Here is a 20488-nt window from a genome sequence, read left to right as displayed (position 1 = left end):
AACGCCCGGCTCCATTCCGAACCCGGAAGCTAAGCCCTTCAGCGCCGATGGTACTGCACTGGTGACGGTGTGGGAGAGTAGGACGCAGCCGGACATACTTTCAAGAAGACCCCGCCCGGGTGACCGGGCGGGGTCTTCTGCATGCCCGGACGTCGTTCGGGGTACTCGGGTCGAGGTGAAAGGTCGCCGAATAGGCCGATCTAATACCTCGAACGCAAGGCACCTCGACCCGAATACCTTGACTCGAATACCTCTGGGGTGACAGGGCGTAGGGTTGCCTCGTGCCCGAACTCATCCCCACCCCGACGCGAATCCCCGTCCCTGGCGGCAAGGTCATCAACGAGCACGTCGGTGCCGTGACAACCCCGGATGCCGGCCTGCAGTCCTCCGTCTCCGTGGCGCACATGGTGGCGCCCGGCGGCTGGACCGAGCCGTTCCAGACGCCCGACTTCGACGAGATCACCCTCGTGCTCAAGGGAACCGTCGTCATCGACCACGACGGCGGGACGCTCGAAGTGGCCCAGGGCCAGTCCGTCATCACCCGCGGTGGCGAGCGGATCCGTTACTCGTGCGGCCCCGACGGTGCCGAGTACGTCGCCGTGTGCCTGCCCGCGTTCACGCCCGAGTCAGTGCACCGCGAGGGCGACGAGTGATGACCCCCGACGAGATCCGCCAGGCGCCCAAGGTTCTGCTCCACGACCATCTGGACGGCGGCCTGCGCCCCCAGACGATCATCGAGCTCGCCGACGAGTGTGGGTACGACGCACTCCCGGCCCACGACGCCAACAGCCTCGGAGCATGGTTCCGGGAGAGTGCCGACTCGGGTTCGCTGCCGCGGTACCTCGAGACCTTCGATCACACACTGGCCGTCATGCAGACCCGGGAGGGCCTGTTCCGGGTGGCCAGCGAGTGCGCCCAGGACCTCGCTGCCGACGGTGTCGCCTACGCCGAGAGCCGGTATGCCCCCGAGCAGCACCTCACCCGCGGACTGACCCTCGAGGGTGTGGTCGAGGCCGTCAGCGCCGGACTCCGGGACGGGGAGGCGAAGGCCGCGGCGGCCGGCACCCCGATCCGGGTGACCTCGCTGCTCACCGCGATGCGCCACGCGGCGAAGTCCACCGAGATCGCCGAGCTGTCGATCCGCTACCGCGACGACGGCGTCTCCGGTTTCGACATCGCGGGCGCCGAGGCCGGATACCCACCGACCCGGCACCTCGACGCGTTCGAGTACCTGCGCCGGGAGAACGCCCACTTCACGATCCACGCCGGCGAGGCGTTCGGGCTCCCGTCGATCTGGGAGGCGATCCAGTGGTGCGGCGCCGACCGCCTCGGCCACGGCGTGCGCATCGTCGATGACATCACCATCGACGGCTCGCCGTTCGGGGAGTGGCTCGAGGGCAACAGGGAGAACCCACACGCCCTCACGCAGCTGGAGCTGGATCGCGTGCGCCTGGGGCGCCTGGCGGCATACGTCCGGGACATGCGGATCCCGCTCGAGATGTGCCCGAGCAGCAACCTGCAGACCTCAGCCGCCTTGTCGATCTCCCTGCACCCGATCACGCTTCTCAAGCGCCTGCGGTTCCGCGTGACGCTCAACACCGACAACCGGCTCATGAGCGACACGTCGATGAGCAAGGAGTTCCTGCTCCTTCAGGACTCTGCCGGCTGGGACCTCGCCGACCTGCGCTGGGTCACGATCAACGCGATGAAGTCGGCGTTCATCCCCTTCGACGAGCGCCTCGCCTTCATCGACGACGTCATCAAGCCGGGGTATGCCGTGCTCGGTATCGAGGCGTCGCCCCCCATCCAGCCGACCGCCTAGCTCGTCGCGGTCGCCGAACCGGCTAGTCGCCGTCGCCGTCACCGCCGCGCTCTCCATCGGACTCGCCGTGCGCCCGGAGAGCGGCGGTCACTGCGGCCTCGACGTGCAGGCGCGTGGTCGGAAAGACCGGGACAGGGGAGTCGGCGGGCCCGACGAGCAGCTCGATCTCGGTGCATCCGAGGATGATGCCTTCGGCCCCGGCGTCGACGAGACGGGCGATGATCTCGCGGTACGCCTGTCGCGACGGCTCGGTGACCACGCCGAGGCAGAGCTCGTCGTAGATGACGCGATGCACCACGGCGCGGTCGCCGGCAGGCGGAACGATCACCGTGAGGCCGTGCGCGGCGAGCCGGTCGCGCATGAAGGCCTGCTCCATCGTGTATGCCGTCGCGAGCAGTCCCACTCGCGAGACGCCGGCGCTGCGGACGGCCTCGGCGGTGACGTCTCCGATGTGCAGGAACGGGATGGTCACCGCGGCCTCGATCGGCCCGGCGACCTTGTGCATCGTGTTCGTGCAGAGCACGAGCAGCTCGGCTCCACCGGCCTCGAGGCCCGCAGCGGCCGACGCGAGCAGCCGACCCGCGGCCTCCCACTCGCCATCGGCTTGCATGCGCTCCACGTCGGCGAAGTCGACCGAGTGCACGAGCAGCCGGGCCGAGGCGAGGCCGCCGAGCCGGTCGCGCACGAGCTCGTTGGCGAGCCGGTAGTACTCCGCGGTCGACTCCCAGCTCATCCCGCCGAGCATGCCGATGAGTCTCATGTCGCTGCTCCTGGTGCTGCCAGCCGGCTGAGCTCGGACTCGGCCGCGCGGGGAGCGATGCACCGCGCGCCGTGCGCCTGGGCCTCGGCGACGACGCGTGGCTCGTCGCGCCACAGCACCAGCCCGCGTCGGACCAGGATGTGTGGTGGTTTGCGGCGCTCGGCCAGGTCCCGCAAGAAGCGGCGCACTGCCGTGGCCGTGCGGTTCTGGCGCACGCAGAGCGCGTCGGCGAGCAGGCCCTCGGAGGTCAGCGGCGCGACGAGCCGACCGGCGAAGAGCCCCTCGGCCAGGATGAAGTCGCCCTCCTGCGCCTCGACGACGTGGCGGCCGGTGACCGACGACGTGCTGATGTCGTAGACGGGCAGCTCGACCAGCCCGTGGTCGACGAGCTCCCGGAGCGCGGCCACCGCCGCGTCGGCGTTCCAGGAGTCGACGTGGTCCCAGTCGGGGATGCCCAGCGGCGACCGCGGCAGTCGCGGGTCGTCGACCTCCCGGTAGAAGTCGTCCAGCCGGACCACCGGCCAACCGTGCGCAGTGCTCAGCCGCGCCGACAGCCGGCTCTTGCCGGCCCCGCTGGGACCGGTGACGAGGATAACGCGGTGGCGTCCGTGGGGTGCCGGACGGCCGAGCGGGCGGGTGCCCGGTGGGGTGGTGTCGGCGGAGCCCAACGGTCGAGCCCGTGCCCGCTGCTCAGAGGCCCTTGGGGTGCCAGACCGTCTTCGTCTCGACGAAGGCACGGATCCGGCCGAGGCCCGGGTCGGCGGTCCAGTCCGGCTCGACCGGGGTGCCGTCGGCCAGGGCCGGGCGGTAGACCCGCTTGAGGTTGCCGGCCGCGTCGGCCTCGAGACCGGCCCAGTCGACGCCTTGGGCGCCGGCGACACCGGTGAGGTCGATGGCGTTGACGTCCCGGTGTGCGGCCAGCCACGACGCGACCTCGGCCGTGCGCGCCGTCACGATGTTGACCACGCCGCCCGGCACGTCGGACGTCGCGAGCACCTCGCCGAACGTCACCGCCGGCAGGGGACGGTCGGCCGACGAGACGACCACGGCGGTGTTACCCGACGCGATCACCGGGGCGACGACGGACACCAGCCCGAGCAGCGAGCTCGCCTGCGGGGCAAGGACGCCCACGACGCCGGTGGGCTCCGGAGCGGACACGTTGAAGAAGGGGCCGGCCACCGGGTTGAGGTTGCCGAGGACCTGGGCGATCTTGTCGGTCCATCCGGCATACCAGACCAGCCGGTCGACGGTCGCGTCGACGACCGCGGAGGCAGCGCGGGCCGTGAGGCCCTCGCCGGCGCTCACCTCGTCGACGAACTGGGCCCGGCGGCCCTCCAGCACCTCGGCGGCTCGGTAGAGCACCTGGCCGCGGTTGTACGGCGTCGCACCGGACCAGCCGGCCAGGGCGGAGCGTGCTGCGACGACGGCGTCCCGGATGTCCTTGCGGGAGCCGAGGGAGGCGTTGGCGAGGAACTCGCCCTTGGCGGACACCACCTCGTAGGACCGCCCGGACTCGCTCCGAGGGAACTTGCCCCCGATGTAGAGCTTGTACGTCTTGCGGACGTCGAGGCGCGTCATCGGGTGGCTCCAGTCAGGCTCGCGGGGCTGGTGGTGACATAGGCATCGAGGCCATGCCGGCCGCCTTCGCGGCCGTAGCCGGACTCCTTGTAGCCGCCGAACGGCGACGTCGGGTCGAACCGGTTGAAGGTGTTGGCCCAGACCACGCCGGCACGCAGCTGGTCGGCCATCCAGAGGATGCGGGAGCCCTTCTCCGTCCACACGCCTGCCGAGAGGCCGTATGCCGTGTTGTTGGCCTTCGCGACCGCCTCCTGAGGCGTGCGGAAGGTCAGGACCGACAGGACCGGCCCGAAGATCTCCTCCGTCGCGACGCGGTGGGTCTGCGACACCCCGGTCAGGACGGTCGGCGGGAACCAGTAGCCCTTCGCGGGCAGGGTGCACTCCGGGCTCCAGCGGTCCGCCCCCTCGGCCACGCCGGCCTCGACGAGAGAGGTGATGCGCTCGAGCTGCGACTTGCTGTTGATCGCGCCGAGGTCGCTGTTCTTGTCCATCGGGTCGCCGACCCGCAGGGTGCCCAGTCGGCGCTTCAGGCGGGCGACGACGTCGTCATGGACGCTCTCCTGCACGAGCAGGCGCGACCCTGCGCAGCAGACCTGGCCCTGGTTGAAGAAGATGCCGTTGACGATGCCCTCGACCGCCTGGTCCACCGGGGCGTCGTCGAAGATGATGTTCGCCGCTTTGCCGCCGAGCTCGAGCGTCGCCTTCTTCCTCGTGCCCGCGATCGAACGGGCGATGAGCTTGCCGACCTCGGTCGAGCCGGTGAACGCGATCTTGTCGACGTCGGGGTGCTCCACGAGGGCCTGGCCGGTCCGGCCGTCGCCAGTGACGATGTTGACCACGCCCGGCGGCAGGTCGGCCTGCTGACACACCTCGGCGAAGAGCAGCGCTGACAGCGGCGTCGTCTCGGCAGGCTTGAGCACCACTGTGTTTCCGGTCGCCAATGCCGGGGCGATCTTCCAGGCCAGCATCAGCAGCGGGAAGTTCCAGGGGATGACCTGTGCGACCACACCGTGCGGGCGGGGCGCCTCGGCCCCGGAAGGCGACAGGCCGGCATACTCCAGCTTGTCGGCCCAGCCCGCGTGGTAGAAGAAGTGCGCCGCGGCGATCGGGACGTCGACGTCGCGCGTCTCCTTGATCGGCTTGCCGTTGTCGAGGGTCTCGAGGACCGCGAACTCGCGCGAGCGCTCCTGCAGGATTCGAGCGATGCGGAAGAGGTACTTTCCGCGCTCGGCGCCGCTCATCTTCCCCCAGACACCTTCGTAGGCGCGGCGCGCGGCAGAGACCGCCCGGTCGACGTCCTTGGGACCGGCCTGGCTGACCTCGGCCAGGACCGTCTCGTCGGCGGGGTTGACCGTCGCGAACGTCGCCTTGGGGCGGGTGAAGGCACCGTCGACGAAGAGGCCGTACGACTTCTCGATGGTGACGATGGCGCGCGACTCGGGGGCAGGGGCGTACTCGAACGTGGGCATGATGCTCCTTCGCGGTCAGTCGATCGTCACGTAGTCGGCACCGGAGTAGGCGCCCGTCGCGAGCTTCTGCCGTTGCAGGAGAAGGTCGTTGAGCAGGCTCGATGCGCCGAAGCGGAACCAGTCCGGCGACATCCAGTCGTCGCCTGCGATCTCGCTGACCATGACGAGGTACTTGATCGCATCCTTCGCGGTGCGGATGCCTCCGGCGGGCTTCACGCCGACCTGCACGCCCGTGAGCTCGCGCCAGTCGCGGACCGCCTCGAGCATGACCAGGGTGACCGGGAGTGTCGCGGCCGGCTGCACCTTGCCCGTGGAGGTCTTGATGAAGTCACCGCCCGCGAGCATCGACAGGTAGGACGCACGGCGGACGTTGTCGTACGTGACGAGCTCGCCCGTCTCCATGATCACCTTGAGGTGAACGTCGCCGCACGCCTGCTTGACCTCGGCGATCTGGTTGAAGACCGTCAGGTAGTCGCCGGCGAGAAAGGCTCCGCGGTCGATGACCATGTCGATCTCGTCGGCTCCTGCACCTACGGCGTCGCGCGTGTCCGCGATCTTCACCGGCATGCTCGCGCGTCCCGACGGGAACGCCGTCGCGACCGCGGCGACGTGAATCCCACTGTCGCCCAAGGCTTCCTTCGCGGTGGCGACCATGTCGCCGTAGACACAGACCGCAGCGGGTCTCGGAGTCGTCGCGTCGAGCGGGTCGGGCACGAGCGCCTTGGCGCACAGCGAGCGCACCTTGCCAGGAGTGTCGGCGCCCTCGAGCGTCGTGAGGTCGATCATCCCGATGGCGGTGTCGATCGCCCATGCCTTGCTCGTCGTCTTGATCGAGCGGGTGCCAAGGGACGCGGCGCGGGCCTCGCAGCCGACCTGGTCGACTCCCGGCAGCCCATGGACCCATGCGGTGAGCGCGTGGTTCGTCAGCCGCGACACACCCAGGACGTCGCGCGCGTGGGCGGTCAGTTCCTGCGCCGTGCGCGTCGTGGTGCTTACTGTCACCCGCCGAGTCTATCCACGGAATGAGACGGTCCGTGGCGGCTCCAAGCGCCCCCCGCACGGGCGCCGACCGGCATACGCTGGCCGCCCGGCGGTGTCTTCACGCAGGCGCCGTGAGAGAGTCGAGGTGCGGCGTCGCGCACGGCGACCCGACGCAGCAGGAGGACCCGCACAGTGAGCCAGGACGCCACCGACCAGCCGTCCGACGACGCCAGGAACGCCGCCAAGGCAGCGGATGCCGCGAGCACAGCGGATGCCCGGAACACAGCGGATGCCCGGAACACTGCGGATGCCCGGAACACAGCCGGAGCCCCGAGCTCGGGGCTCGCCTCGGGGCTCGGCCGCCGACGCGACCTGCGCGACGCCCGGACGTTGCGGCCCGGCTCGGCCGTCGGGATCAGCGTTGCGGGCGGCATCGTCGGGCTCGCCCTGCTGGTCCCTGCCGTCGCCACGTCGCAGCGCAGCTGGACGCTGATCTCCTCCATCGTGCTCGGGCTCGTCCTGCTGTGGCTCTTCGTCTACCGCCCGTGCGCGGTCATCCACGCGGAGGGGATTCGTCTCGTCAACCCGATGCGTGTCGTCGACCTCACCTGGCCCGCGATCTCCGAGGTGCGGTCCCGCTGGACGCTGGAGCTCTTCTCCGACGGGAAGCGCTACACCGCGTGGGGCGTGCCCGCCGACCCGGGCCGCCCGCGGCACGGCAGGCAGCTGCTCACGATCCCGACCAACCGCCTCAAGCAGAAGTCCGCCGCCGACGACGAGCCCAAGAAGCCGAAGCTGGACGCACAGCTGGTTGCTGCGGAGGTCGAGGAGCGGATGGCAGCCGACCGCCGGCGCAAGGATGGGCGCACTCCCCGGATCGCGGTCCAGCACTGGGACCCGATCGCGGTGGGCCTCCTCCTGGCGGCAGTCGCCTTCTTCGTCATCGGCACCTTCGTCGTCTGACAGGGCGCCCGAGCTCGACCTGGCCGTCAGAGCGCGGTGAGCCGCTCGAAGTCGGTGCGTATGCCGTCCAGCCGGGCCTGCGCCGCCGCGCGCGACGCCGCGAGGCCCGACGCGTCCGGGACCGGCTCGATGACCTCGAGATAGATCTTGACCTTGGGCTCGGTGCCACTCGGCCGGACGATGACCCGTGAGTCGTCGGCGAGGTGGTAGCGCAGACCGTCGGTCGGCGGCAGCCCGCCCTCGCCGAGAGCCAGGTCGTCGACCCGGTCGACGGCGACTCCCGCGACCTGTGCCGGCACTTCCGCACGCAGCCGGGCCATCAGGGGGTCGATCTGGGCGAGGTCGGAGACCCGCACCGAGAAGGAGTCGGTGGCGTGGACGCCATGCTCGACGGCGAGGTCGTCGAGCAGGTCGGTGAGCAGGCGGCCCTCCGCCTTCAGGGTCGCGGTCAGCTCCGCGAGCAGCAGGGCCGCGCTGACGCCGTCCTTGTCGCGCACCAGGTGCGGCGCGACGCAGTAGCCCAGGGCCTCCTCGTAGCCGAAACGCAGCCCCGGCACACGGGAGATCCACTTGAAGCCGGTGAGCGTCTCCACGTGGGCGATCCCGGCCGCGCGGGCGATGGACGCGAGCAGCCGCGACGACACGATCGAACAGGCGAAGACGTCGTCGGGCCTGATGCCGCGCCGCACGATGTGCGCCCCGAGCAGCGCTCCGACCTCGTCGCCGCGCAGCATCCGCCAGTCGCCGAAGGCGGGGTCACGGACCGCCGCGGCACACCGGTCGGCGTCGGGGTCGTTGGCGATGACGATGTCGCACCCCATCGACCTCGCCTGGCCGAGCGCCAGGTCGATCGCGCCCTTCTCCTCCGGGTTGGGGAACGCGACGGTCGGGAAGTCGGGGTCGGGCACGGCCTGGGCGTCGACCGGCGTCGGCGCCGGGAAGCCGGCTCTGACGAACGCGGCGTGCACCGTGCCATGACCTACGCCGTGCAGGCTGGTGTGCACGCAGTCGAGGTCGCGCGGCGATGCGGGATCGACGACGGTGACAACCGCGTCGATGTAGTCCTCGAAGAGCCGGTCGCCGAGGACCTCCCAGCCATCGACAGCGCGTGGCACGTCGGCAACCCGGTCGACGTGGGCGATGTGTGCGGCGATGTCCGCATCGGCCGGCGGGACGATCTGGCTGCCGTCGCCGAGGTACACCTTGTAGCCGTTGTCCTGGGGCGGGTTGTGGCTCGCGGTCACCATGACACCCGCGTCGGCGCCGAGGTGGCGGATCGCGAATGCCAGGACGGGCGTGGGCAGCGGCTGAGGCAGCAGCAGCGCACGCCCTCCGGCGCCGACCACGACCGCCGCGGTGTCGCGCGCGAACACGTCGGAGTTGTAGCGAGCGTCGAAACCGATGACGACACAAGGACTGTCGCCGACGTCCCCTTCAGCCTTGAGGTATGCCGTCAGGCCAGCAGCCGCTCGGATCACGACACTGCGGTTCATCCGGTTGGGTCCGGCACCCAGGGCGCCGCGGAGTCCGGCGGTGCCGAACTCCAGCATCCCGGAGAAGCGGTCGGCGAGGTCGGCGCGCGCGGACTCGTCGCCGTCGACGGCCGAGGTCAGGAGGGCGTCCAGCTCCTCTCGCGTCGTGGAGTCGGGGTCGTCGTCGCGCCAGGCTCGGGCCGCGGCATACAGGGTCTCGGTGGAGTCGACGGCGGTCATCAGATCCGCCCCACCACAGCGGCCAGGAGCTGCCCGCACCGCTCGGCTGCAGCCTGACCGGCCTCGAGGACCTCCTCGTGCGACAGGGGCGTCTCAGAGATCCCGGCGGCCAGGTTGGTGACGAGGGAGATGCCGAGCACGTCGAGGCCCGACTGCCGGGCCGCGATCGCCTCGAGCGTCGTCGACATCCCGACGAGGTCGCCCCCGATGACCTTGGCCATCTGCACCTCCGCGGGTGTCTCGTAGTGCGGCCCCCGGAACTGGACGTACACGCCTTCGTCGAGCCCCGGGTCGACCTCCCGCGCCAGCGCCCGAAGGCGAGGGGTGTAGAGGTCCGTGAGGTCGACGAAGTTCGCGCCCTCGATGGGGGAGTGTGCGGTCAGGTTGATGTGGTCGCGGATCAGGACGGGTGTGCCGGGGCCCCAGGCCGGGTTGAGGCCTCCGCAGCCGTTCGTGAGGACGATCGTGGAGCAGCCCGCGGCCTTGGCGGTGCGCACCCCGTGCACGACCGACCGGACGCCGCGCCCCTCGTAGAAGTGCGTCCGGGTCCCGAAGACCAGCGCTCGCCTCCCCGTGTCCCCGATGGCTACCGAGCGCATGCTGCCGGCGTGGCCGGCGACCGCGGCCTTGTGAAAGCCGGGCACGTCCGCGTTGTCGACGGTCGCGAGAGTCTCGCCGATGAGGTCGGCGGTCTGGCCCCACCCGGAGCCCAGCACGAGGGCGACGTCATGTCGCTGGACGCCGGTGCGTTCGGCGATGACGGCGGCAGCCTGGGCCGCAACGTCGAAGGGGTCGGTGGCAGGGTCGCGGAGGTCAGCCGCAGAACTGGTCACGGACATGGACTCTAGCCGCCGTACTACCGCCCGGAGCAGGCATCGCGGGGATGGTTGGATGGTCTCCGTGATCACGCGTGAGACATCCGTTGTCATCATCGGCGGCGGCCCGGGCGGCTATGAGGCGGCGCTCGTGGCCGCCCAGCTCGGGGCGCAGGTCACGATCGTCGAGAAGGACGGGCTCGGGGGAGCGGCGGTGCTCACCGACTGCGTCCCGAGCAAGGCGCTGATCGCCACGGCCGACTACATGTCCGACTTCGAGGTGGCCTCCGGCCTCGGGGTGCGGCTTCAGGACGACGAGGGCGATCAGGTGTCCGATGCGGTCGTCGAGGCCCAGACGGTCAACGGGCGCATCCTCGCGCTCGCAGCCGCCCAGAGCGCCGACATCCAGACCAGTCTCGAGCAGGTCGGCGTGACCGTGCTGCGGGGGCGGGCACGGATCGCGACACCGGAGCTCGTGATCGCCGACCTTGCCGACGGCAGGACTGCCGAGCTGTCCGCCGACGTGATCCTGGTCGCCACCGGGGCGACGCCGAGGGTCATGCCTTCGGCCCAGCCCGACGGCGAGCGGATCCTCACCTGGCAGCAGATCTACTCGCTCGACGAGCTGCCCGAGCGGATCATCGTCATCGGCTCCGGCGTCACGGGCGCCGAGCTCGCGCAGGCGTACCTCGGTCTCGGCTCGCAGGTCGTCCTCGTCTCGTCTCGCGACCGCGTGCTGCCTGGCGAAGACGCCGATGCGGCCTCGGTCATCGAGGACGTCTTCCGCAAGCGCGGGATGGAGGTGCTCAACAAGTCACGCGCTGCGAGCGTCACCCGGTCCGAGCACGGCGTCGTCGTGACGCTTGAAGACGGTCGCACGGTCGAGGGCAGCCACGCCCTGCTTGCCGTCGGTTCGGTGCCGCAGACTCAGCGCCTAGGGCTCGAGGAGCTCGGGGTCGAGCTCGGGCCCGCGGGGCACATCCAGGTCGACCGCGTGTCGCGCACCAACATCGGCGGTGTGTATGCGGCCGGCGACTGCACGGGTGTGCTGCCCCTGGCGTCGGTCGCCGCGATGCAGGGCCGGATCGCCATGTGGCACGCGCTCGGCGACGCGGTGACCCCGCTCAATGTCATCGGTGTGGCGGCGAACATCTTCACGGAGCCCGAGATCGCCACGGTCGGCATCTCCCAGCGGGCCGCCGACGAGTCCGCCGACGTCGAGTCGGTCATGCTGCCGCTGGCCCGCAACCCGCGCGCGAAGATGCAGGGCATCACCGACGGCTTCGTCAAGCTCTTCTGCCGCAAGGGCTATGGGACCGTCCTCGGTGGCGTGGTCGTGGCGCCCAAGGCTTCTGAGCTCGTCTACCCGGTGGCCCTGGCAGTGCAGAACCGGCTCAGCGTCGACCAGGTCTCCTCGACCATCACGGTGTACCCGTCGCTGTCCGGCTCGATCGCCGAGGCGGCCCGGCAGCTGCACCAGGCCGACTGAGGCGTCCTCTTCGCGGGTGCCGCCCCGCGCGGCGGGCTCAGGAGCGGTCGTCCGGGCGGTCCTCGGGCTGGGTCGTCTGTCCGCTGCCCGGGTCAATGGACGAGCCCGTGTCCTGCTGTTCGGCAGGCTGCCCGGTGTCCTGCTGCCCGGTGGGCTGCCCGGTGGGCTGCCCGGTGGGCTGCCACCCCGGCTGGTCACGTCGCCGCCCTTGCTGAGCCTGCTGCTCTTCCTGGAGGCGCATCCGCTCCTGCGCCTGCCGATCCTCCTCGGCCCACCGAGCCTTGCGACGCGTGGAGACGGTCCCACGCAGCCACTTCTGCAGCGGGTACAGGATCGCTACAGCCGCCAGCAGGATGATGATGTTGGCCCACGTGAACGTCGTCGTGGTGCCGGTCGCTGTGGCCAGGTTCGCAAACACCCATGCAGTGTGCCAGAGGCTCAGGCGTCCTTGATCTCGGCCAGGACCGCACCCGAGGTCACGGTCTCGCCGACCTTCGCGGACAGTCCCGTGACGACGCCAGCCTTGTGGGCGTTGATCGGCTGCTCCATCTTCATCGCCTCGAGCACGATGACGAGGTCACCGGCCGCTACCGTGGCGCCGTCGGCGACGGCGAGCTTGACGATCGTGCCCTGCATGGGCGCAGTGAGCGAGTCGCCCGACGTCGCCGCACCGGCCTTGCCCCCGCCGGACCGCTTCGGCGCCTTCTTGCGCGTCGTGGCCGCGGATCCGCCACCCAGGGCGAGCCCACCCGGCAGGGACACCTCGATGCGCTTGCCGCCGACCTCGACGACGACCGTCTGGCGCTCGTCGGGCTCGGCGCCGTCGGCAGCCGGCCCACCGGCATACGGCGGGATCGTGTTGTCCCATTCCGTCTCGATCCAGCGGGTGTGGATGCGGAACGGCGCATCGCCCTCCGGGGCGAACGCCGCGTCGGCGACGACCGCACGGTGGAAGGGCAGGACGGTCGGCATCCCGTCGACCTCGAACTCGGCTAGCGCCCGGCGGGAGCGCTCGAGGGCCTGCTGGCGCGTGCGCCCGGTGATGATGAGCTTGGCGAGCATGGAGTCGAAGGCGCCACCGATGACGTCGCCCTCGACGACGCCGGAGTCGACGCGGACGCCCGGACCGGACGGGGTGCGGTAGACGGCGACGGTGCCGGGTGCGGGCAGGAAGTTGCGGCCGGCGTCCTCGCCGTTGATCCGGAACTCGATCGAGTGGGCGTGCGGCTCCGGGTCGGGGTAGTCGAGCGTCTCGCCGTTGGCGATGCGGAACTGCTCGCGCACGAGGTCGATGCCGGTCACCTCCTCGGTGACGGGGTGCTCGACCTGCAGGCGGGTGTTCACCTCGAGGAAGCTGATGTCGCCGTCGGGACCGACGAGGAACTCGCACGTGCCCGCGCCGACGTAGCCGGCCTCCTTGAGGATCGCCTTGCTCGCGCGCAGCAGCTCCGCGTGCTGCTCGTCGGTGAGGAACGGCGCGGGTGCCTCCTCGACGAGCTTCTGGTTGCGGCGCTGGAGGGAGCAGTCACGCGTCGAGACGACCACGACGTTGCCGTGCTGGTCGGCCAGGCACTGGGTCTCGACATGGCGTGGGCGGTCCAGGAACCGCTCGACGAAGCACTCGCCGCGTCCGAAGGCCGTGACGGCCTCTCGCACCGCGGACTCGTAGAGGTGAGGGATCTCCTCGATCGTGCGCGCCACCTTGAGGCCACGACCGCCGCCGCCGTATGCCGCCTTGATCGCCACCGGGAGGCCGTGCTCCTTCGCGAAGGCGACCACCTCGTCGGCGCCGGCGACCGGGTCCTTCGTGCCCGGCACCAGCGGCGCACCGGCCTTGGTGGCGATGTGGCGTGCCTTGACCTTGTCGCCGAGGGAGTCGATGGCCTCAGGGCCGGGGCCGATCCAGGTGAGGCCGGCGTCGATGACGGCCTGGGCGAAGCCGGCGTTCTCGGCGAGGAAGCCGTAGCCAGGGTGGACCGCGTCGGCGCCGGCCTGCTTGGCCACCTCCAGCAGCTTGTCCTGGAGCAGGTAGCTGTCGCCGGGGGTCGAGCCACCGAGGGCATACGCCTCGTCGGCGACCTTGACGTGCAAGGCATCCCGGTCCGGCTCTGCGTACACCGCGACCGAGCCGATGCCGCTGTCCTTGCACGCGCGCGCGATGCGTACTGCGATCTCACCACGGTTTGCGATCAGGACCTTGCTGATGGATGCCATGGATCGGACTCTATCGGGCTGACGTGGCGTCAACTCGGGGCTGTGAGGTTTGTTCGGGGCCCTCCCGGAGTGAGGTCCGGCACATCCGCGATGGGCCCGGGCATAGCGTGGGGACCATGTCCAGTCACGAGCGAGCTGCCACCCTGTCCCTCGGCCACGCCTCCGTCCCGGGCCAAGCCATCCCGCAGGTCGGCTTCGGCGTGTGGGAGGTGCCCGACAGCGAGGTCGACACCGCCTTCGGGCACGCGCTGGACATCGGGTACCGCCACATCGACACGGCGCGCCTCTACGGCAACGAAGAGGGCGTCGGCCGGGTCCTGGCCGCCACGGACATCCCGCGCGACGACATCTTCGTGACCTCGAAGGTGTGGAACGACGACCACCGGCGGGTGCCGGCGGCCTTCGACGCGTCGATGCGCCGCCTCGGCATCGACGTGCTCGACCTGTACCTCATCCACTGGCCGGCGCCGAGGCAGAACGCCTACGTCGAGGCGTGGCAGGCGATGCTCGAGCTCCAGCGCGACGGTCGCGTGCGGTCCGTCGGTGTCTGCAACTTCCAGGTGCCGCACCTTCAGCGGCTCCTCGACGAGACCGGCGTGCTGCCCTCGGTGAACCAGGTCGAGCTGAGCCCATACCTGCAACAGGGCGAGCTGCGCGCGTTCCACGCCGAGCACGGCATCGTCACCGAGGCGTGGAGCCCGCTCGCTGCGCGCGCCGGCCTGCTCGACGACCCGGCGATGGTGTCCCTCGCCTCGAAGCACTCCGTCTCGACGGCACAAGTCGCCCTGCGCTGGCAGGTGCAGATCGGCAACGTCGTGCTGACGCGGTCGGTCACGCCGGCGCGGATCGAGGAGAACTTCGACCTGTTCGGCTTCTCGCTCGACGACGACGACCTGGCGACCGTCGCCGGGCTCGACCGGGGGCACCGCACGGGCCCGGACCCGGACCGGCTCGGCTGAGGCTGTCCCGCTGAGGCGCATCACTGACTAGATTTGCGAGACATGGGCCTGTTCTCCCGCAAGAGCAAGGAATCGCCCGTCGAGGAGACTGACACGTCGGGCGACCTGCCAGACCCCGGCGACGTGCTCGCCAGCGACTTCACCGGCCGACCCGTGTCGAGCCCAGTCAGCGAGGATGACCGGCGGCGGATCACGGCAGCCCTGGACCGGGCGGCAGCCGCAGGCGTCGACATCGACGACCTCGAGTCGATCGGCGCGCACTACGACGAGGCCTACCGCGCCTTCGTCGCGAAGGAGTCCGGCTCGGCGGGTCCGGATGTTCTCGTGGACACGTTCGCGATGGCGATCGGGGAGCACCTGGCCCGGCACAGTGCCCGGGAGTGGGCCGTCGTGACGGACGTCTTCGGGACCGACCTCGGGCTCGTGGCTGCGCGCGCCGAGACGGTGATCGTCCCGCACAACCTCGTCGGGGCCCGATGGATGCGCGGTGAGACGGGGTGGATTCCGGGCGTCGTCGCGCACCTGGTCGGCATGCGCCCGCGGCCGCGCTGACGGGAAGCCTAGGATCGCCAGCATGGACAGTGTCGTTGGCGGAGGGACCGAGTCGCGGAGCAAGCGGGAGCTGGAGCACGGGATCGAGCGCGACTTCACGCGCAAGATGTCGTACGGCGACTACCTCTGCCTAGACGTCCTGCTCAGTGCCCAGCGGCCACTGAGCGAGCCACCGCAGCATGACGAGCTGCTCTTCATCATCCAGCATCAGACCTCTGAGCTGTGGCTCAAGCTGCTCATCCACGAGCTTCATTCTGCCAGAAGGCTGCTGCGCGAGGACGACCTTGCCCCGGCCCTCAAGCGCATGGCTCGGGTCAAGCACATCCAGCACACGCTCACCGACCAGTGGTCGGTGCTGGCGACGCTCACACCGAGCGAGTACGCCGAGATCCGGCCGTTCCTGGCCACCAGCTCGGGCTTCCAGTCCGCGCAGTACCGCGAGGTCGAGTTCCTGCTCGGCAACAAGAACGCCGACATGGTCGCGGTGTTCTCCCACGACGAGAAGGCGCGAGCCGAGCTCGACGCGCTGTTGCGCGAGCCGAGCCTCTACGACGAGTTCCTCGCCTTTCTGTCCCGGCGTGGGTATGCCGTCCCGCAGGAGCTGCTCGACCGTGACTGGTCGCAGCCATACCGGCACCACGAGGGGCTCGTCGACGTCTTCGCCAAGGTGTATGCCGCGCCCCACGACCACTGGGGCGTCTACGAGACGTGCGAGGAGCTCGTCGACGTCGAGGACAACTTCCAGCAGTGGCGTTTCCGTCACCTGCAGGTCGTGCAGCGCACCATCGGGCAGAAGACCGGCACAGGCGGCTCGACCGGCGTCGACTTCCTGCGACGCGCGCTCGACCTGACCTTCTTTCCGGAGCTCTACGAGGTCCGCACCCGGATCGGCAGCTGACCATGGCGCGCGCCTGGGACGAGCGGGCGGACGAGCTCGCCTCGGTCGCGATCGAGTCCGGCGAGCCGACCTCGTGGTTCGACCGGCTGTATGGCGAAGGCGAGCGCGGCGAGGTGTCTATGCCCTGGGACCGCCGGACTCCGAACCCGGTTCTGGAGCAGTGGGCTCGGTCCCAGGACCTCTCCGGAGACGGCCGGCGTGCGGTGGTGGTCGGGTGCGGCCTCGGCGCCGACGCCGAGTACCTCGCCTCGCTGGGCTTCGCGGTCACGGCGTTCGACGTGTCGCCGACGGCGGTGCGCCTTGCGGCACAACGCAACCCGGGCTCTAGAGTCGACTACCGGCAGGCGGACCTGCTCGACCTGCCTGAAGAGCTGGTCGGCGCTTTCGACCTCGTCGTCGAGATCTTCACGCTGCAGGCGTTGCCGGACCCGCCACGGGCGAGTGCGGTTCCGGCCGTCAGGAGCCTGGTAGCGCCGGGCGGGACGCTATTCGTGGTCGCCCTGCGCAGCGAGAGCGACTCAGACGCCGTGACCGGCCCGCCGTTCGCGCTGGGGCGCGGGACGCTGCACTCTGTCGCGGCCGGCACGCTCGAGCTGGACGAGCTGGTCGCGCTCGACGTGCCCTTGTGGCAGGCCGTGCTTCGGGATCACCGAGCCTGATCGCACGGCGTCGCCTCCGGAGACGTGAGGGCTGTGGACAACGCGCGCACTCTGAAGCGTGGATAGGCCACGATAGTGAGACGGCATCAGTCGTAGGCAAACCGCGCCATCCGTGGGTGAGTGCGGTTTCCCGTTCGTGAACCAGTCAGGGGACATCGATGCAGCCACACGCGCGACAGCCTCGCCGACCGCCGATCTCGTATGCCGCCTGGCTCGTGGCACTTGTCGCGCTGTGGCTGGTTACGGCCTGCGCCAGTGCCGGGGCAGACCGTGCGGCGCGTCCGGGCGCCGCGGGTGTGACGACGCCTCCAGTCGCCACAACCACGGGATTGCTGGCAGCCACGACAGCCGCCCAGACGCCGACGACTCACCGGCCGGCACCACCTGCCGATCCGGTCCTGGCTCGCATCCCACCGGCAGCCCGCGCCGAGACCATGGACGGTGCCACGGCCTTCGCGAAGTTCTACTTCGCCCGGCTGAACGAAGGTTTCCGGTCCGGTGAGTCCCGGCATTTCCGTGAGCTGTCGTCTGCCACCTGCCAGATGTGCACGGCGCTCGCGAACGGTATCGACGAGGTTCGCGCTTCGCGCCAACACTACGCAGACGATCTCGTCAAAGTTCGGTACGCCTCTGCGTCTGAGTTCACCGACAACAACCGCCGAGTCACTGTCTGGGCAGACCAGAAGCGCGTGGAGGTGCTCGGTGCCTCGGGGCGACATATCGAGACGACCCGAGCGGCGCGCCTTCTGCTCGTGATGACGCTTGAGTTTCGCGAGCACTGGGTCGTTGCGAGGCTGCAGCGGGCTTCTTCGTGAAGCCGCGCTCGGCTGTATCGGCCATGGTTCTGGCCTCCCTTGTTCTGGCCAATGGCTCCCTTGCGAGCGCTGAAGGCGGCTGCAGACAGCTTGACTACTGCGGTACGACTCAGGACGCCGCCTATGTGAACGTCATGTCGGGCGACGAGGTGCTGGCTCTGGAGAAGTTCCCGGGGGACAAGGGGGCTGCCGTGATGGACCGGGCTGGGAACGCACCGGTCTACGAGTACCTGTCGCTCAACGACTGTCCCGAAGCGCGGCCCGACACGGTCACCGAGCAGGTCTCGTGCGCCCACGCGCTGCGTGACTGTCCAGCGGGAGAGGCTGGCCCGCTGCTGCGGATCTGGCGACGCACGACGCAGGCCGGTCGCCTCCTCGAGCAGTGGCGCCCTCGCGGCATCACCTGCGCCGCAGACGTCGCGCCAGGAGCCCGCCCCACCCTGACCATGGCCGACATCACCGCCCAGCTCATGCGCACCCCCTGGGCCCAACCCCACGTCGAGACCCAACCCGCCGGAAACCTCACCCTGGTCAACCTGCCCACCTACTACCAGGTCCACTGGAGCACCACCGGCTACCAGCCCGGCGAGACCGACCAGGCCCTGCTGCGCGGCATCCCGGTCCGGATCCGCCCCACCCTGGTCGCCTTGCGCTACGACTTCGGCGACGGCACCACCCACGGGCCCACCACCTCCACCGGCGGCACCTACCCCGACGGCGACATCCGCCATGCCTACCGCGCCAAGGGCACCTACCAGACCCGGGTCACCACCACCTTCGGCGCCGACTACAGCCTCGACGGCACCACCTGGAACCCCATCCCACAGACCGTCACCGTCCCCGGACCCACCACCACCATCACCGTCCGAGAAGCCCGAGCCGTCCTCGTCCAGCACTAGGGGCGAGCCCTCGGGGTCCGCGTGAGGAGCGTTCTCCGCCAGGCGGGGTCTTCGTCAGGCGGCGGTCTTCTCGCGGACCTGGCGCTTGATCCGGCCGAGCATCGCGACCATGCCGCGCATCCGCAACGGGGAGACCGCTTCGGACAGGCCGAACCGCATCGGGGCGTCGTCGGGCACCGCAAGCACGTCCGACGCGCTCAGCCCATCGAGACCCTCGTGCAGGATGCCCGCGAACCCCCGCGTCGTGGGTGCCTCGGGCGGTGCGTCGAAGTAGATGTTCACCATCCGGTCGTCCAGCGAGTCACCCGGGCTCACCTCGACCACGAGGAACAGCGGCGACTGGCACTCGTCAACCCGCTCGAGCTGGTCGAGGTGACCGACGTACCGCTCCGGTAGCGCGGGCAGCTCGTCGCTGAACTCCAGCAGCAGCTGAAGCTTGAGCTCGTTCGTCGCCGACTGGAAGTCCTCGGCGATCTCGGCGAGCGAGGGCGGCAATGTCACGTCCGTCATCCGGCCTCCCGGGTCACTTCTCGATCGGCATGCGCACGGCGTTGCCCCACTCGGTCCAGGAGCCGTCGTAGTTGCGCACGCTGTTGAAGCCGAGCAGGTGGGTCAGCACGAACCAGGTGTGCGACGACCGCTCGCCGATGCGGCAGTACGCCACGACGTCGTCGGTCGGGGCGAGCCCCTGCTCGGTGAGGTAGATCGCCTCGAGGTCGTCGCGCGACTTGAACGAGCCGTCCTCGTTTGCGGCCCGGGCCCACGGCACGGACTTCGCGCCGGGGATGTGGCCGCCGCGCATCGCGCCCTCCTGCGGGTAGTCGGGCATGTGCAGCAGCTCGCCCGAGAACTCGCCGGGCGAGCGGACGTCGACCATCGGCTTGCCGATATGGGCCAGCACCTCGTCGCGGAATGCCCGGATCGGGGCGTCGTCGCGCTCGGCCACCGGGTAGTCCACGGACATCGGAGTCGGCACCTCGCGCGTCAGCTCCCGGCCTTCGGCGATCCACTTGGCCCGGCCGCCGTCAAGCAGCCGGACGTCCGCGTGACCGAACAGGCTGAACACCCACAGGGCATAGGCCGCCCACCAGTTGCTCTTGTCGCCGTAGATCACGACGGTCGTGTCGCGGCCGATGCCGCGCGAGCCCATGACCTTGGCGAAGCCGGCGCCGTCCACGTAGTCGCGCGTCAGCGGGTCGTTGAGGTCGAGATGCCAGTCGACCTTGATCGCGCCCGGGATGTGCCCGGTGTCGTAGAGCAGGACGTCCTCGTCGGACTCGAGCAGGACGATGCCGTCAGGGCCGCCGAGCCGGCCGGCGGCGATCTGCTCGGCCAGCCACTCGGTGGTCACCAGCCGCTCGGGGTGGGTGTACTCGGCGATCTTGGTGTCGTCAGCGGTCATGACCCCATCGTTTCACGCTCAGAGGTCAGCATCGCTAGGGGAGTCCATAACGCTCTGTTTGGCCCAGCTCGAGCCAGCTGCTCAGGCCGGTCCGTCGAGACGGGCCAGGTCCTGCCGGCACCGGTGCTCGAAGTCGCCGAGCTCGGCGATCGCGTCCTCGACGTCGCGCAGGCGCTGCTCGAGGTCCGCGCGACGCTCGTCGATCTGGCCCAGCACGTACTCGAGCTGGGTCCGCCGTCCCCTCGGCGCGTCGAACAGGTCGATGATCGTGCGGATCTCGTCGAGCGGGAAGCCGAGACGCTTGCCGCGCAGGATGAGGTTGAGGCGGGTGCGGTCGCGCCGGTGATAGACCCGCTGGGTGCCGCGCCGCTCGGGGGAGATGAGCCCGAGGTCCTCGTAGTGGCGCACCGTGCGATGGGTCACGCCGAACTCCTCGGCGACCTGGGCGATGGTCCACGTCTGCTCTGTCGTGGCCGCACTTGTCATGTCGACGATAGTGCT

General features: G+C 70.1%; 22 protein-coding genes and 1 rRNA gene. 11 read left to right on the top strand and 12 right to left on the bottom strand.

Annotated elements, in window-relative coordinates:
* The 3 genes from rrf to ACWEOW_RS13880 form a co-directional block, all read left to right on the top strand.
* Nucleotides 1-94: ribosomal RNA gene (rrf, locus tag ACWEOW_RS13890) — 5S ribosomal RNA — on the top strand; the annotation flags it as partial.
* Nucleotides 95-281: 187 nt separating this feature from the next.
* On the top strand, nucleotides 282-653 hold the full coding sequence (locus tag ACWEOW_RS13885) for a cupin domain-containing protein (protein WP_452269794.1): 372 nt from the start codon (nucleotides 282-284) through the stop codon (nucleotides 651-653).
* A complete protein-coding gene (locus ACWEOW_RS13880; protein ID WP_452269793.1) occupies nucleotides 653-1822 on the top strand; it encodes an adenosine deaminase in 1170 nt (389 codons plus the stop codon). Before ACWEOW_RS13885 ends, ACWEOW_RS13880 begins: the two co-directional genes overlap by 1 nt.
* Before the next feature lie 22 nt (nucleotides 1823-1844).
* Here the strand turns inward: ACWEOW_RS13880 and ACWEOW_RS13875 are convergent, their stop codons facing one another.
* From ACWEOW_RS13875 to deoC, 5 genes are all read right to left on the bottom strand, one after another.
* Entirely contained in the window at nucleotides 1845-2582 is a 738-nt protein-coding gene (locus tag ACWEOW_RS13875) for an aspartate/glutamate racemase family protein (protein WP_452269792.1), read from the bottom strand.
* Nucleotides 2579-3100, bottom strand: coding sequence for a uridine kinase family protein (locus ACWEOW_RS13870; RefSeq protein ID WP_452269791.1), 522 nt, complete (start codon nucleotides 3098-3100; stop codon nucleotides 2579-2581). Before ACWEOW_RS13870 ends, ACWEOW_RS13875 begins: the two co-directional genes overlap by 4 nt.
* Nucleotides 3101-3272: 172 nt before the next feature.
* The gene (locus ACWEOW_RS13865; protein ID WP_452269790.1) at nucleotides 3273-4160 is read right to left on the bottom strand and encodes an aldehyde dehydrogenase family protein; all 888 of its coding nucleotides are present in this window, start codon (nucleotides 4158-4160) and stop codon (nucleotides 3273-3275) included.
* Complete coding sequence (locus tag ACWEOW_RS13860) at nucleotides 4157-5629, bottom strand: aldehyde dehydrogenase family protein (RefSeq protein WP_452269789.1); 1473 nt, start codon at nucleotides 5627-5629, stop codon at nucleotides 4157-4159. The genes ACWEOW_RS13865 and ACWEOW_RS13860 overlap by 4 nt, the downstream gene beginning before the upstream one ends.
* Before the next feature lie 15 nt (nucleotides 5630-5644).
* Nucleotides 5645-6631: a deoxyribose-phosphate aldolase gene (gene deoC / locus ACWEOW_RS13855; protein ID WP_452269788.1), complete on the bottom strand. Its 987-nt coding sequence runs from the start codon at nucleotides 6629-6631 to the stop codon at nucleotides 5645-5647.
* Nucleotides 6632-6802: 171 nt separating this feature from the next.
* Between deoC and ACWEOW_RS13850 the strand changes: the two genes are divergently transcribed.
* Nucleotides 6803-7573, top strand: a complete 771-nt coding sequence (locus ACWEOW_RS13850; RefSeq protein ID WP_452269787.1) for a PH domain-containing protein — start codon at nucleotides 6803-6805, stop codon at nucleotides 7571-7573.
* Between the two features lie 26 nt (nucleotides 7574-7599).
* Here the strand turns inward: ACWEOW_RS13850 and ACWEOW_RS13845 are convergent, their stop codons facing one another.
* Together ACWEOW_RS13845 and ACWEOW_RS13840 are read right to left on the bottom strand one after the other, a co-directional pair.
* The gene (locus ACWEOW_RS13845) at nucleotides 7600-9285 is read right to left on the bottom strand and encodes a phospho-sugar mutase (protein ID WP_452269786.1); all 1686 of its coding nucleotides are present in this window, start codon (nucleotides 9283-9285) and stop codon (nucleotides 7600-7602) included.
* Nucleotides 9285-10124 carry a purine-nucleoside phosphorylase gene (locus tag ACWEOW_RS13840; RefSeq protein ID WP_452269785.1) on the bottom strand — a complete coding sequence of 280 codons (840 nt, stop codon included), beginning with the start codon at nucleotides 10122-10124 and terminating at the stop codon, nucleotides 9285-9287. The genes ACWEOW_RS13845 and ACWEOW_RS13840 overlap by 1 nt, the downstream gene beginning before the upstream one ends.
* Nucleotides 10125-10176: 52 nt before the next feature.
* Between ACWEOW_RS13840 and ACWEOW_RS13835 the strand changes: the two genes are divergently transcribed.
* Nucleotides 10177-11589 (top strand): NAD(P)H-quinone dehydrogenase, encoded by a 1413-nt coding sequence (locus tag ACWEOW_RS13835; protein WP_452269784.1) that lies wholly within the window; start codon nucleotides 10177-10179, stop codon nucleotides 11587-11589.
* 37 nt (nucleotides 11590-11626) lie between these two features.
* On the opposite strand, the gene ACWEOW_RS13830 is transcribed toward ACWEOW_RS13835, so the two are convergent.
* Together ACWEOW_RS13830 and ACWEOW_RS13825 are read right to left on the bottom strand one after the other, a co-directional pair.
* Nucleotides 11627-12007 (bottom strand): hypothetical protein, encoded by a 381-nt coding sequence (locus ACWEOW_RS13830; RefSeq protein ID WP_452269783.1) that lies wholly within the window; start codon nucleotides 12005-12007, stop codon nucleotides 11627-11629.
* Between the two features lie 20 nt (nucleotides 12008-12027).
* The gene (locus ACWEOW_RS13825) at nucleotides 12028-13803 is read right to left on the bottom strand and encodes an acetyl/propionyl/methylcrotonyl-CoA carboxylase subunit alpha (protein ID WP_452269782.1); all 1776 of its coding nucleotides are present in this window, start codon (nucleotides 13801-13803) and stop codon (nucleotides 12028-12030) included.
* A 116-nt stretch (nucleotides 13804-13919) separates the two neighbouring features.
* Here ACWEOW_RS13825 and ACWEOW_RS13820 point away from each other — a divergent pair, with 116 nt between their 5' ends.
* The 6 genes from ACWEOW_RS13820 to ACWEOW_RS13795 all read left to right on the top strand — a co-directional run bounded on the left by ACWEOW_RS13820 (nucleotide 13920) and on the right by ACWEOW_RS13795 (nucleotide 18585).
* Nucleotides 13920-14762, top strand: coding sequence for an aldo/keto reductase (locus ACWEOW_RS13820; protein WP_452269781.1), 843 nt, complete (start codon nucleotides 13920-13922; stop codon nucleotides 14760-14762).
* Nucleotides 14763-14804: 42 nt separating this feature from the next.
* Entirely contained in the window at nucleotides 14805-15314 is a 510-nt protein-coding gene (locus ACWEOW_RS13815) for a DUF3806 domain-containing protein (RefSeq protein WP_452269780.1), read from the top strand.
* A 22-nt stretch (nucleotides 15315-15336) separates the two neighbouring features.
* Nucleotides 15337-16212: a tryptophan 2,3-dioxygenase gene (gene kynA, locus ACWEOW_RS13810; protein ID WP_452269779.1), complete on the top strand. Its 876-nt coding sequence runs from the start codon at nucleotides 15337-15339 to the stop codon at nucleotides 16210-16212.
* 2 nt (nucleotides 16213-16214) lie between these two features.
* A complete protein-coding gene (locus tag ACWEOW_RS13805) occupies nucleotides 16215-16871 on the top strand; it encodes a class I SAM-dependent methyltransferase (protein ID WP_452269778.1) in 657 nt (218 codons plus the stop codon).
* Between the two features lie 215 nt (nucleotides 16872-17086).
* Entirely contained in the window at nucleotides 17087-17686 is a 600-nt protein-coding gene (locus ACWEOW_RS13800; RefSeq protein ID WP_452269777.1) for a DUF6318 family protein, read from the top strand.
* A gap of 134 nt (nucleotides 17687-17820) precedes the next feature.
* A complete protein-coding gene (locus ACWEOW_RS13795) occupies nucleotides 17821-18585 on the top strand; it encodes a hypothetical protein (protein ID WP_452269776.1) in 765 nt (254 codons plus the stop codon).
* 54 nt (nucleotides 18586-18639) lie between these two features.
* On the opposite strand, the gene ACWEOW_RS13790 is transcribed toward ACWEOW_RS13795, so the two are convergent.
* The 3 genes from ACWEOW_RS13790 to ACWEOW_RS13780 all read right to left on the bottom strand — a co-directional run bounded on the left by ACWEOW_RS13790 (nucleotide 18640) and on the right by ACWEOW_RS13780 (nucleotide 20473).
* Nucleotides 18640-19095 carry a SufE family protein gene (locus tag ACWEOW_RS13790; protein ID WP_452269775.1) on the bottom strand — a complete coding sequence of 152 codons (456 nt, stop codon included), beginning with the start codon at nucleotides 19093-19095 and terminating at the stop codon, nucleotides 18640-18642.
* Between the two features lie 13 nt (nucleotides 19096-19108).
* Nucleotides 19109-19987: a sulfurtransferase gene (locus tag ACWEOW_RS13785; RefSeq protein WP_452269774.1), complete on the bottom strand. Its 879-nt coding sequence runs from the start codon at nucleotides 19985-19987 to the stop codon at nucleotides 19109-19111.
* Nucleotides 19988-20068: 81 nt separating this feature from the next.
* Nucleotides 20069-20473: a MerR family transcriptional regulator gene (locus ACWEOW_RS13780; protein ID WP_452269773.1), complete on the bottom strand. Its 405-nt coding sequence runs from the start codon at nucleotides 20471-20473 to the stop codon at nucleotides 20069-20071.
* Between the last annotated feature and the right edge of the window lie 15 nt (nucleotides 20474-20488).

It is taken from the genome of Monashia sp. NPDC004114, assembly GCF_053603855.1.
This window is presented reverse-complemented; position numbering and strand designations above follow the sequence as displayed.

Coding starts and splice junctions, on each gene's coding strand:
- ACWEOW_RS13880 (WP_452269793.1), top strand. CDS start 653: ATGACCCCCGACGAGATCCGCCAGGCGCCCAAGGTTCTGCTCCACGAC.
- ACWEOW_RS13875 (WP_452269792.1), bottom strand. CDS start 2,582: ATGAGACTCATCGGCATGCTCGGCGGGATGAGCTGGGAGTCGACCGCG.
- ACWEOW_RS13865 (WP_452269790.1), bottom strand. CDS start 4,160: ATGACGCGCCTCGACGTCCGCAAGACGTACAAGCTCTACATCGGGGGC.
- ACWEOW_RS13860 (WP_452269789.1), bottom strand. CDS start 5,629: ATGCCCACGTTCGAGTACGCCCCTGCCCCCGAGTCGCGCGCCATCGTC.
- ACWEOW_RS13845 (WP_452269786.1), bottom strand. CDS start 9,285: ATGACCGCCGTCGACTCCACCGAGACCCTGTATGCCGCGGCCCGAGCC.
- ACWEOW_RS13840 (WP_452269785.1), bottom strand. CDS start 10,124: ATGTCCGTGACCAGTTCTGCGGCTGACCTCCGCGACCCTGCCACCGAC.
- ACWEOW_RS13835 (WP_452269784.1), top strand. CDS start 10,177: ATGGTCTCCGTGATCACGCGTGAGACATCCGTTGTCATCATCGGCGGC.
- ACWEOW_RS13825 (WP_452269782.1), bottom strand. CDS start 13,803: ATGGCATCCATCAGCAAGGTCCTGATCGCAAACCGTGGTGAGATCGCA.
- ACWEOW_RS13820 (WP_452269781.1), top strand. CDS start 13,920: ATGTCCAGTCACGAGCGAGCTGCCACCCTGTCCCTCGGCCACGCCTCC.
- ACWEOW_RS13815 (WP_452269780.1), top strand. CDS start 14,805: ATGGGCCTGTTCTCCCGCAAGAGCAAGGAATCGCCCGTCGAGGAGACT.
- kynA (WP_452269779.1), top strand. CDS start 15,337: ATGGACAGTGTCGTTGGCGGAGGGACCGAGTCGCGGAGCAAGCGGGAG.
- ACWEOW_RS13805 (WP_452269778.1), top strand. CDS start 16,215: ATGGCGCGCGCCTGGGACGAGCGGGCGGACGAGCTCGCCTCGGTCGCG.
- ACWEOW_RS13795 (WP_452269776.1), top strand. CDS start 17,821: ATGTCGGGCGACGAGGTGCTGGCTCTGGAGAAGTTCCCGGGGGACAAG.
- ACWEOW_RS13790 (WP_452269775.1), bottom strand. CDS start 19,095: ATGACGGACGTGACATTGCCGCCCTCGCTCGCCGAGATCGCCGAGGAC.
- ACWEOW_RS13785 (WP_452269774.1), bottom strand. CDS start 19,987: ATGACCGCTGACGACACCAAGATCGCCGAGTACACCCACCCCGAGCGG.
- ACWEOW_RS13780 (WP_452269773.1), bottom strand. CDS start 20,473: ATGACAAGTGCGGCCACGACAGAGCAGACGTGGACCATCGCCCAGGTC.